Here is a 12,584-nt window from a genome sequence, read left to right on the forward strand (position 1 = left end):
GGACTCGACTCTTCAGCACTCGACATCGAACGTCACTTCTCCATCAGCGAAGGGCACGGGGAACGTGGGGGCGAGGAAGGGGGACGGGGCGGGCAGGGGGGTCACAGCTCTCGGTCGATGAACTCGAACATCTCGTCGTCGGACACGTCGTCCAGCGCGTCCAGCGCGTCCAGGTCCGCGACGTCCGCCGCGCCCACCGGGGAGCCGGCCGTGGCGGCTCCGTTCAGCTTCGACAGCAGGGTGTTCAGACGCCTGGTGACCCGGCTGCGCGCGTCCGCGTCGAGGGCGAGCGCGTCCAGGGAGGACTCGATCCTGCCGAGGTCGTTGAGGACCGGGTCCGCGGCGTCCTTGACGGGCGGCGGCGCGCCGTCGGGCGACAGACGCTCGAGGAGGTGGTCGACGAGGGTGGCCGACTCGGGGTAGTCGAAGACGAGGGCCGCGGGCAGCTTCAGGCCGGTGGCGGCGGCCAGCCGGTTGCGCAGTTCCACGGCGGTCAGGGAGTCGAAGCCGAGCTCCTTGAACGACGTGTCCGGGCGGACGGCGTCGTGGTCGCTGTGCCCGAGGACGCCGGCGACGTTGCCGCGTACGAGGTCGAGCAGCAGTCGGCGCCGTTCGGGATGCGGCAGGCCGGCGAGCCGGTCGGCGAGACCGTCCGCCGGGGCGACGGTGACCGCGGCCGCGGTGCGCCGGGCGGTGCGGGCGCCCGGTGTCGCACCCGTGGCAAGGGCGCGCAGGAGCGCGGGCCGGGAGGGGGCGGGCTGCGCGGCGACGGCGCGCGCGTCGAGGTCCACCGCGACCACGTGCGGGCGGCCGTGGGCGCGGGCGGCGTCGAGGAGGGCCAGGCCGCCTTCGGTGGTCAGCGGGGTGAACCCGGTGCGCTTCATGCGTGCCAGGTCCGTCTCGCCGAGGTGTCCGGTCATGCCGCTCGCCGTCTGCCACAGACCCCAGCCGATCGAGAGACCGGCCAGGCCCTCGGCACGCCGTTGCCGGACGAGGGCGTCGCAATAGGCGTTGGCCGCCGCATAGTTGGCCTGTCCCGGGCTGCCGAGTGTCGCCGCCGCCGAGGAGAACACCAGGAAAAGACCGAGGCGCGCCTCCCGGGTCGCCTCGTGCAGCAGGTGTGCGGCCGTCGCCTTCGCCGCCCACACCCGTGCGAGGCTCTCCGGGGTCTGCGCGGTGACCACGGCGTCGTCCAGCACACCCGCCGCGTGGACCACGCCGGTCAGCGGGTGCGCCGGATCGGTCTTGCCGACGAGCTCCGCCACGGCGTCCGGATCACTGACATCGGCCGCGGCGAAGGTCACCTCGGCCCCCAACTCGGTCAGTTTCGCGGCGAGTTCACCGCCCCCGGGCGCCTCGGAACCGCGCCTCCCGGCCAGCAGCAGGTGTCGTACGCCCCACTCCCTCACCAGGTGCTCGGCCACCGCGGCGGCGAGGACCCCGGTCCCGCCGGTGATGAGCACTGTGCCGTCCGGATCGAGGGCGGGCGGAATCTCCAGCACCAGCTTGCCGGTGTGCTTCGCCTGGCTCATGAACCGGAACGCCTCACGCGCCCGGCCCAGCGGCCAGGTCTGGACGGGCAGCGGCGCCAGGACGCCGGAGGCGAACAACTCGCCCAGCTCCGCCAGCATTTCCCCGATCCGGTCGGGTCCGGCGTGCGGCACGAGGTCGAAGGCCCGGTACCACGCGCCCGCGTGCTCGGCGGCGACCCGGTCGGGGTCGCGCTTGTCTGTCTTGCCCATGTCCACCATGCGCCCGCCCTCGGCGAGCAGCCGCAGCGAGGCGTCGGTGAACTCCCCGGCCAGGCTGTTGAGTACGACATCCATGCCGCGCCCGCCCGTCGCCGCCCGCAAGGTCTCCTCGAAGTCCAGGTCACGGGAGGAGGCGCGGTGGGCCGCGTCGATGCCCATGCCGTCGAGCACGCCGTGCTTGGCGGGGCTCGCGGTGGCGAACACCTCGGCGCCCAAGTGGCGGGCGATCTGGGTGGCGGCCATGCCCACCCCGCCCGTGCCCGCGTGGATGAGCAGCGATTCGCCCGCCCGGAGGCGGCCGAGGTCCACGAGGCCGTACCAGGCCGTCAGGAACACCACGGGCACCGCCGCGGCCTCCTGGAAGCTCCAGCCCTCCGGAATCGGGACGACCATCCGGGCGTCCGCGACGGCCAGCGGCGCGAAAGCGCCCTCGAACAGGCCCATCACCCGGTCACCGACCGACAGATGAGTGACGCCCGGACCCACCTCCGTCACATGTCCGGCGCCCTCGCTTCCCGCGAACGTGCCCTTGTCGGGATACATGCCCAACGCGATCAGCACGTCACGGAAGTTCATGCCCGCCGCCCGCACGGAGATCCGCACCTGCCCGGGCTCCAGCGGCGCGAACGCCTCGGGAGCGTCGATCACCGAGAGATTCTCCAGGGTGGCCGTACCGGAGGTGCCGAGGCGCCAGCCGGACGTACCGACCGGCGGGACGAGCTCCTCGGGGGCGACAGCGGGCGTCATGCGCGGTACGAGGAATTCGCCGCTGCGGAGGGCAAGTTGAGGCTCGTCGAGCTCCTCGACGGCGTGGCGCAGGGCGGCGTACGGCAGTTCCCCGCCGTCCGGGTGGAGGTGCTCCTCCTCGATGTCGAGGAGGACGAAGCGGCCCGGATTCTCCGACTGGGCGCTGCGGACCAGGCCCCAGACCGCTGCCGCGGACGCCGCGACGTCGCCATCGGCGTCGGTGGCCACGGCGCCGCGCGTCACGATGACGAGACGGGACTCGGCCAGCTCCGGGGCGGCCAGGAACTCCTGTACGAGGGAGAGGGTCCGCCGCACCACCGGCAGCCCGTCATCGGCAGAGCCGCCGCCAGCGGGAGCGAGCACTGCCCACGGCGCTCCGCCACCTGCCGTCGTCGCGGACGACACGGCATCAGCCAGAGCTGCACTGGAGTTGTCCGAAAGTATGACCCAGTCGGCGCTCCCCCCGGCATCCGTCCGCGGCAGCGGAAGGGGCTGGGGCAGGGGCAGCGGGGTCCAGTCGACGGTGTAGAGGCCGTCGACACCGCCACGGGCCGCCGCACCCAGCCGGCCGGGATCGGCCGCGCGCAGGGTCAGGGCGTCGACCGTCAGGACGGGTGCGCCGGTCGCGTCGGCGATGACGACCCGCAGGTCACGCTCGGCCGCCTCCCCCTGCGGGGAGAGCCGGACACGGACGTGGGTCGCCCGGTCTGCGTTCAGCGACACCCCGCTCCACGCGAACGGCAGCCACAGCTGCCCGTCCGCGGGCCGGTCGAGGAGCATCAGCGGATGCAGGGCGGCGTCCAGCAGCGCCGGGTGGATGCCGAAACCGTCGTGCGCACCCGCCTGTTCGGGCAGCACCACCTCGGCGAGCAGCTCCGTCCCGTGCCGCCACAGCGCCCGCAGCCCCTGGAACGCCGGACCGTACGCGTATCCGGTCTCCGCGGCCCGCGCGTAGAAGTCCTCGACATCCACGGCTTCGGCCCCGACAGGAGGCCACTGCCCACTCAACTCGGCTGCTGCTTCTGGCGTTTCGGAGCTCACCACACCGACGGCATGGCACACCCACACCGCCGATGCGTCCTGCTCAGACCGGGAATACACATGTACGTCACGACGGCCGCCCTGCTCATCAGCCGCACCCACGACCACCTGAACCTGCAACCCACCCGACTCGGGCAGCACCAACGGCGCCTGGAGAGTCAGTTCCTCAATCGTCGGGCAACCCGCCTCATCACCGGCCCGCAACACCCACTCCACCAACGCCGCACCCGGCACCAGAACCGTCCCCGCCACCACGTGTTCGGCCAGCCAGGACGGAGCCTTGCGCGAGAGCCGCCCGGTGAACAAGTACGAGTCGCTCTCCGCGAGTTCCACGCAGGCACCGAGCAGCGGATGCCCGGCGGCCACCATGCCGAGGTCGGCGGCGTCTCCGGTGAGCCCGGTGGGCTCCTCCAGCCAGTAGTGCTGGTGCTGGAAGGCGTAGGTGGGGAGGTCGACGGTGCGGGGGGTGGGGTCGGCCGGGAACCAGCGTCGCCAGTCGACGGGGGCGCCGGCGGTGAAGGCCTGGGCGGCGGCGCGGGTGAGCTGGGTGGTGTCGCCGTGATCACGGCGCAGGGTGGGGACGACCGTGGCGGGGATGTCCGCCTGCTCGATGGTCTCCTCCATGCCCAGGCCCAGTACCGGGTGTGCGCTGGCTTCGATGAAGAGGCGGTAACCGTCCGCGAGAAGGGCTTCGATGGTGTCGGCGAAACGGACGGGCTGGCGAAGGTTGGTGACCCAGTAATCCGTGTCCAGGGCCGTGGTGTCGTCGAGGCGTTCGGCGGTGACCGTCGAGTAGAAGGCCACGTCGGTGGTGGTCGGCTGGATGTCGGCGAGCCGTTCGGTGAGGAGATCACGGAGCTGGTCGATCTGGGGGCCATGCGAGGCATAGCCGACATCGATGACACGGGCGCGCAGACCACGTGCCTCCGCATCCGCGACCACGGCAGCCACTTGCTCCGGCGGCCCCGAAATCACCGTAGACGACGGCCCATTGACCGCCGCGACGACCACGCCCGGCCGGTCACCGATCAGCTCAGTAGCCTGCTCGGCACCGGTACTGAGCGATGCCATGTCGCCGTGCCCTTGCAACTGGCGAAGCGCCTCACTGCGTACCGCTACGATCCGCGCCGCATCCTCCAGCGACAGCGCCCCCGCCACACACGCGGCAGCCATCTCACCCTGCGAGTGCCCCACCACAGCGGCCGGAGTGACCCCATAGTCCGCCCACACCGCAGCCAGCGAGACCATCACCGCCCACAGCACCGGCTGCACGACCTCGACCCGGGACAGCTCACTCCCGTCCCCTCGCAACACCGCACTCAGCGACCAGTCCACATGCGCCGACAGCGCCCGCTCACACTCCGCAATCCGCGCCGCGAACACCGTAGACTCGTCCAACAGCTGGGCACCCATGCCCACCCACTGCGACCCCTGCCCCGGAAACACCAACACCGGACCCGCACCGGAGGAAGCCGCCGGACCGGACACGACATCTGTCGGCGTCTCCCCTGCGGCCAGCGCCTGGACCCCGGCAACCAGGGCGTCCCGGTCCCGGCCCGCCACCACGGCCCGGTGTTCGAACACCGACCGCGTCGTGGCCAGCGACCAGCCCACCTCGGCAGCCGACACATCCCCGGCCCCGACGACGAACTCGCCCAGCCGACTGGCCTGTTCACGCAGCGCGTCCGGCGTCCGCGCGGACACCACCCACGGCACCACCCCACCCGGCTCCGGCGCCACGGGCTCGGGCAGGTCCTCCTCCGGCGCCTCCTCCAGGATCAGGTGCGCGTTCGTCCCGGAGATCCCGAAGGACGACACCCCGGCGCGCCGTGTGCGCTCGCCGCGCGACCACGGGACCGGTTCGGTCAGGAGGCGTACGCCGCCGCGGTCCCATTCCACGTGGGGGGTCGGCTCGTCGGCGTGCAGGGTCGTGGGCAGTTGCTCGTGGCGCAGTGCCATGACCATCTTGATGACGCCCGCGACACCGGCGGCGGCCTGTGTGTGGCCGATGTTGGATTTCACCGAGCCGAGCCAGAGAGGGCGGTCCTCCGGGCGCCCCTGCCCGTACGTGGCGAGCAGGGCCTGCGCCTCGATCGGGTCGCCGAGCGTGGTGCCGGTGCCGTGCGCCTCCACCACGTCGATGTCCTCGGGACCACGGCCCGCGCCGGCGAGGGCGGCGCGGATGACCCGTTCCTGCGAGGGGCCGTTCGGGGCGGTCATGCCGTTGCTCGCGCCGTCCTGGTTCACGGCCGAGCCGCGCAGCAGGGCGAGGACGCGGTGTCCCTTGCGGCGCGCGTCGGAGAGGCGCTCCAGGACGACGAGTCCGGCGCCCTCGCCCCAGCCGGTGCCGTCCGCCGCGGCGGCGAACGGCTTGCAGCGGCCGTCGGGGGCCAGGCCGCGCTGGCGGGAGAACTCCACGAAGGTGTTCGGGGTGGCCATCACGGTCACACCTCCGGCCAGGGCCAGTTCGCACTCGCCCTGCCGCAGTGCCTGCGCCGCCAGGTGCATCGCGACCAGCGAGGAGGAGCACGCGGTGTCCACCGTGATGGCGGGGCCCTCCAGGCCGAAGGTGTACGCGACCCGGCCGGAGGCCACGCTCGGCGTGCTGCCGGTCATGATGCGGCCCTCGAAGCCGTCCGGTTTGCGCGCGAGGAAGCGGGATCCGTAGTCGTCGTACATGATTCCGGTGATGACGCCGCATGGGGTGCCGCGCAGGGCGGCGGGGTCGATGCCCGCGTGTTCGAAAGCCTGCCAGGCGGTTTCCAGGAGCAGGCGCTGCTGCGGGTCGGTGGCGGCGGCCTCGCGCGGGCTGATGCCGAAGAAGCCCGCGTCGAAGCGGGCGGCGTCGTAGAGGAAGCCGCCTTCGCGGGTGTAACTGTGGCCGACCTGGTCGGGGTCGGGATCGAACAGTCCGGCCGTGTCCCAGCCGCGGTCCTCGGGGAACGGGCCGATGGCGTCGGTGCCCGTGGCCACGAGCTGCCACAGTTGCTCGGGCGAGGTCACGCCGCCCGGGTAGCGGCACGCCATGCCGACGATGGCGATCGGGTCGTCGTCGATGCCGGTGGCCGTGGCGGCGGTGCCCTCCGCAGAGGCGCCGTGAGCAGTCGGGGAAGTGTGCTGCGCCTCGTCGGGAAGGTGGCTGTGGAGATGGCGTACGAGGGCGGTGGGGCTCGGGTGGTCGAAGACGAGGGTGGCGGGCAGCCGGATGCCGGTGGCCGTGGAGAGGCGATTGCGGAGTTCCAGGGCGGTGAGCGAGTCGAAGCCCAACTCCTGGAACGCGCGGCCCAGTTCGATCGTTTCGGGTGAGGGGTGCGCCAGGACGGTCGCGATCTGCTCGCGGATGAGTTCGTTCAGGGCGCGGTCGCGGTCGGCGGCGGACAACCGGGCGAGCCGGGCGGCCCACGAGGAGGGCGCGGTCTCGTCCGTGGCGGACCCGGTGGCTGCGGTGGACCCGGTGGCCCCGGCGGACGCGGTGGGCCGCGGAGTGCGTACCAGGCCGCGCAGGGCGGGCTGCAGGGTGCGGGCGGCGGCCTGGCCGCGCAGCACAGCGCGGTCGAAGCGGGTGGCGAGGACCGTGGGGTGCTCGGCGGTCAGGGCCGCGTCGAAGAGGGTCAGGGCCTGCTCGTCGGTCAGGCCCGCCACGCCGGTGCGGTGGATGCGGGCGCGGTCGGCGTCGCCGAGCCGGGCGGCCATGCCTCCGGACGCGGACTCCCACAGGCCCCACGCCACGGAGGTGGCGGCGAGGCCGGCCGCGCGGCGGTGTTCGGCGAGGGTGTTGAGGAAGGTGTTGGCGGCCGCGTAGTTGGACTGGCCGCCGTTGCCGAGGACGGAGGCGCCCGAGGAGAAGAGGACGAAGGCCGACAGGTCCTTGTCGCGGGTGAGTTCGTGCAGGTGCCAGGCCGCGTGGGCCTTGGGTGCGAGGACGGCGTCGAGCCGCTCGGGGGTCATCGCCGTGATGAGGCTGTCGTCGATGACGCCCGCGGTGTGCACGACCGCGGTGAGCGGGTGCGCGGCGGGGATGTCCGCGAGGAGCCCGGCCAGCGCGTCGCGGTCGGTGATGTCGCAGGCGGCGACGCGTACGTCGACGCCGTCGTCCGCGAGGTCGGCGCGCAGCTCGGCGACGCCCTCGGCGGCGTCGCCCCGGCGGCTGACGAGGAGCAGGTGGCGGGCGCCGTGCGCGGCGGCGAGGTGACGGGCGACGGCCTGCCCGAGGCCACCGGTTCCGCCGGTGATCAGGACGGTGCCGCCGGTTTCCGCGGCGCCCGCGATGCCCGTGGAGTCCACAGTGTCCGTGGTGCTCTCCGGGGCGGTGGCGTGCAGCGCTGGGGTGTCAGTTCGGGGCGGGACGACGGCGAGGCGCGGCACGAGCACGGTGCCCGCGCGCAGGGCGAGCTGTGTCTCGGCTTGGGCGGCCGCCGCGGCCAAGGCGGCGGGCAGAACGTGGCGCGATACGGCGCCCTCGCCGGCGTCCTGGTCGTTCTCCTGGTCGGCGTCCTTGTCGATGTCCACCAGGACGACACGGTCAGGTTGTTCGGCCTGGGCGGCTCGGACCAGGCCCCATACAGGCGCGGTGGCCAGGTCGGCGGGCCCGTCCTCTGGGCGGGCGGCGACCGCACCGGTCGTGAGGACGACGAGGCGGGCGGCGGAGAGAGCGTCCGTGGTGAGCCAGTCGCGCAGCAGCTCCAGGGCGTGCCGGGCGTGGGCTCGTACCTGAGCCGGGACATCGGTCTCCGTCCCCTGCGCGGGGAACGGTGCGAAGACGATGTCCGGCACGGGCTCGCCGGCCTCGACGGCGGCTTTCAGGGCCGCCAGGTCCGGGTAGTGCGCGGCGGGACCGAGGCCCGCGTCGTGCGCTCCGAGCACAGCCCAGGAGTGGGCGGCCGGGTCCGTCTCGGCCGGGTCGGGCAACGGCAGCTCTTGCCAGTCCAGGTGGTACAGGGGGGCGGCTGTGGTGGGGCGGGCCGCGCGCCACCGGTCGGCGGGGATCAACCGCAGTTGGAGGGCGTCGACTGTCGCGACCTGCCCGCCCTCGCTGTCGGTCAGGGACAGCCGCAGCCGATCGTCGCCCTGGGGGCTGAGGCGGACCCGCAGCCGTGTGGCCCCGGTGGCGTGGTGGCGTATGTCGCTGAAGGAGAACGGCAGCCGTACCGGGGCGTCCGCGTCCCCGCGACCCTGCTCCGGCTCCTGACCACCCTGCCCCTGCTCCGGCTCCTGACCACCCTGCCCCTGTTCCTGCCCCCGTCCCTCACTGCCGCGGTACAGCTCGTCGACGGCGTGCAGGGCGGCGTCGAGCAGGGCCGGGTGGAGTGCGAACGCATCGGCTTCAGCGCGCTGTTCGTCGGCGAGGCGGACATCGGCGTAGAGGTCGTCGCCGTGCCGCCAGGCGGCGTGGACGGCCCGGAAGGCGGGCCCGTAGCTGTAGCCCTGCGCGTCGAGCCGGGCGTACAGGGCGTCGACGTCGAGGGCGGTGGCGTCGGCGGGCGGCCAGGGAGCGGCGTCGGGGGCGGCCGGTTCGGCGGCCGGGCCGGCGCTGAGGATGCCGGTGGCGTGACGGCGCCAGCCGCGGGAGCCCCCGCCGTCGCCCAGATCGCCCAGATCACCAGGATCGCCCAGGTCACCCGAACCGCCCGGGCCTCCCCGGCCTGCCGCATCGGCCGCGTCGGCCGCGTCGCCGTCGTCAGCCGCATCGTCGGCAGGACGGGAGTGGACGGTGAGAGCACGGCGGCCGGAGCCGTCGGGAGCACCGAGGGCGAGCTGCACTTCAATGGCATCGACGAGGGCATCGGCGCCCGCACCCACAGCCGCCCCGACACCGGTACCGGTGTCGTCGAGCAGCAGCGGCGTCTCCAGCGTCAGATCGTCGATCGTGCCGCAGTCGGCGTGCCGCCCTGCGAGCAGGGCGAGTTCGACGAAGGCGGTGGCGGGCAGCGGGACGCCGCCCGCGATGGTGTGGTCGGCGAGCCATGGATGCGTACGCAGGGACAGGCGTCCCGCGAGCAGGATGCCCCCGTCGGCCTGCCGGATGACGGCGGGCAGCAGCGGGTGGCCGGTCTCCTGGAGGCCGGCGGCGCGGGCCGGTGCGGCGGCGTCGGGCGCGACGCGCCAGTACCGTCGGCGCTGGAACCGGTAGGTGGGGAGCGGCACGTGCCCGGCGTCGGCGGGGAAGAGGGCGGTGAGGTCGGCCGGCTGTCCGTCGGTGTGGAGCGCGGCGACGGCACCCAGCAGGGTGCGTCCCTCGTCGTGCTTGGAGCGCAGCGCCGCCGCGACGACCGGCTCGGGCTCCTCTCCCTCCGCCGGGGCCGGGAGGCCGTCCTGGACCATGGTGGCGAGGACCGGGTCGGGCCCCAACTCCAGGTAGCGCACGACGCCTTGCTCGCCGAGGGCGCGCAGTCCGTCGTGGAACCGCACCGGTCGGCGTACGTGCCGTACCCAGTACTCGGCGTCGGCCATCAGCTCCGCGTCGGCGAGGCGGCCGGTGAGGTTGGAGACGACGGGCAGCGTCGGCGCGTGGAAGGTCAGCCCGCGGGCCACTTCGCGGAAGTCGTCGAGCATCGGCTCGATGAGCGGCGAGTGGAAGGCGTGACTGACGTTGAGCCGCTTGGTCTTCAGTCCGCGCCCGCGCAGGGCCTTCTCCACCTCCCCGACGGCGGCGGCCTCGCCGGACACGACGACGGCGGTGGGGCCGTTGACGGCGGCGAGGGAGAGACGTTCCTCCTGCCCGGCGAGCAGCGGCAGTACGTCGTCCTCGGCCGCCTGGACGGCGAGCATGGCGCCGCCTGCGGGCAGGGCCTGCATGAGGCGGCCCCGGGCCGCGACCAGCGTGCAGGCGTCCGCCAGGGAGAACACCCCGGCGACGTGCGCGGCGGCGATCTCGCCGACGGAGTGCCCGGTCAGGTGGCTGGGGGCGATCCCGAAGGAGGTGACCTGGCGGTACAGGGCGACTTCGAGGGCGAACAGCGCGGCCTGCGTCATGCCGGTCCCGTGCAGCACGGCGGCCTGCGCGGTGTCGGCGGGGGCGAACAGCACGGGTTTCAGCGGCTGTTCGAGCAGGGGGTCGAGCCGGGCGCAGGTCTCGTCGAGCGACTCGGCGAAGACGTCGAAGGTGTCGTACAACTGCCTGCCCATGCCCGGGCGTTGGCTTCCCTGGCCGGTGAACAGGAAGGCGGTGCCGCCGTTCCTCGCCGGCCCTGCGGCCCGGGTCAGCGCGGGGTGCGCGCGTCCCGCCGCGAGGGCGGCAAGCGCTGCGGCACGCTCATCACGGTCGGCTCCGAGGACGACCGCCCGGTGCTCGAACAGGGTGCGGCGCAGCAGTGTGCCGCCGATGTCGGCGATGGAGTGGTCCGCGTGGGCGACATGGTGCGCCAGCGCGTCGGCCTGGGCGCGGAGCGCGGCGGGGCTGCGGGCGGACAGCAGCCACGGGAGGTGCGGCGTCGGCATCATCGACGACCGCTGCTGCTGACGTTGCTGTTGGTGCTGCTCTTGGCCCGGTCCTTGACCCTGCTTTCGGTCCTGTCCTTGACCCTGCTCTCGGCCCTGCACTTGGCCCTGCTCTTCGCGGGGACCCGTGGTGCCGACCCGCACCACCGGCCGCGCCCCGCCCCCGTCGCCACCGCCGTCGCCGCCCGCTCCTTCGGCGTCGGCCGCGGGCGCCTCCTCCAGGATGAGGTGGGCGTTCGTGCCGGAGATGCCGAAGGAGGAGATGCCCGCCCTGCGGGTGTGCTCCCCGTGCTCCCCGCGCGGCCAGGCGACCGGCGCGCTGAGCAGGCGCACCGCGCCCGACTCCCAGTCGGCGTGCGGGGTGGGCTCGTCGGCGTACAACGTGGCGGGCAGCGTCTCGTGCCGCAGCGCCTGGACCATCTTGATCAGGCCCGCGGCGCCGGCCGCGCCCTGTGTGTGGCCGATGTTGGACTTCACCGAACCGAGCCACAGCGGCCGGCCCCCGTGGCGCTCCTGACCGTAGGTGGCGAGGAGCGCGTCGGCCTCGATGGGGTCGCCCAGCCGGGTGCCGGTGCCGTGCGCCTCGACCGCGTCCACCTCCGCGGGCGAGAGCCGCGCCCCGGCGAGGGCGGCGCGGATCACGCGCTGCTGGGCGGGGCCGTTCGGGGCGGTGAGGCCGTTGCTCGCGCCGTCCTGGTTGACGGCCGAGCCGCGGATGACGGCGAGCACCCGGTGGCCGGCCCGGCGGGCGTCGGAGAGGCGTTCCAGTACGAGGAGTCCGGCGCCCTCGGAAAAGGCCGTGCCGTCCGCGGCGGCCGCGAAGGGCTTGCACCGGCCGTCGGCGGCCAGGCCGCGCTGGCGCGAGAACTCGGTGAACACGTACGGGGTGGTCATGACGGTGACACCGCCGGCGAGCGCCAGATCGCACTCGCGCTGCCGCAGCGCGTGGGCCGCCAGGTGCACGGCGACGAGGGACGACGAGCAGGCGGTGTCGATCGTCACCGCGGGCCCTTCGAGGCCGAAGGTGTAGGCGAGCCGGCCCGAGAGGACGCTCGGGGCGCTGCCGGTGACCAGGTGGCCCTCGGCGGCGGGGTCGATGTGCGGGGTGCCGAAGCCGGGCAGGGCGGCACCCGCGTACACGCCGGTACGACTGCCCTGGAGGGACCGCGGGTCGATGCCCGCGCGCTCCAGTGCCTCCCAGGCGCACTCCAGGAGCAGTCGCTGCTGCGGGTCGAGGACCGCCGCCTCGCGGGGGCTGATGCCGAAGAACTCCGGGTCGAACAGGTCGGCGTCGTGGAGGAAGCCGCCCTCGCGGGCGTAGGTCGTCCCGGGGTGGTCGGGGTCGGGGTGGAAGAGGCGTCGCAGGTCCCAGCCGCGGTTGTCGGGGAAGGCGCCCAGGGCGTTGCCGCCCGCGGCGACCAGGTCCCACAGGTCTTCGGGGGTGCGGATGCCGCCGGGGTAGCGGCAGGCGGCCTCCACCACGGCCACGGGTTCCTGGCCGCGCTCCTCCGCCTCGCGCAGCCGCTGCCGGGTGGCGTGCAGGTCCGCGGAGACACGCTTGAGGTAGTCGACCAGTTTCTCTTCGCTCACCATGTGCGCTGCAGCTCC

1 protein-coding gene is annotated in these 12,584 nt (G+C 73.8%); it reads right to left on the reverse strand.

The window, feature by feature from the left end; all coding sequences use genetic code 11:
* Positions 1 to 101 precede the first annotated feature (101 nt).
* Entirely contained in the window at positions 102 to 12,569 is a 12,468-nt protein-coding gene (locus ACH4D5_RS06090; protein WP_398299092.1) for an SDR family NAD(P)-dependent oxidoreductase, read from the reverse strand.
* Positions 12,570 to 12,584 lie beyond the last annotated feature (15 nt).

Origin of the sequence: Streptomyces sp. NPDC018029, from assembly GCF_044327655.1 — a bacterium.
Taxonomy (GTDB): Bacteria; Actinomycetota; Actinomycetes; order Streptomycetales; family Streptomycetaceae; genus Streptomyces.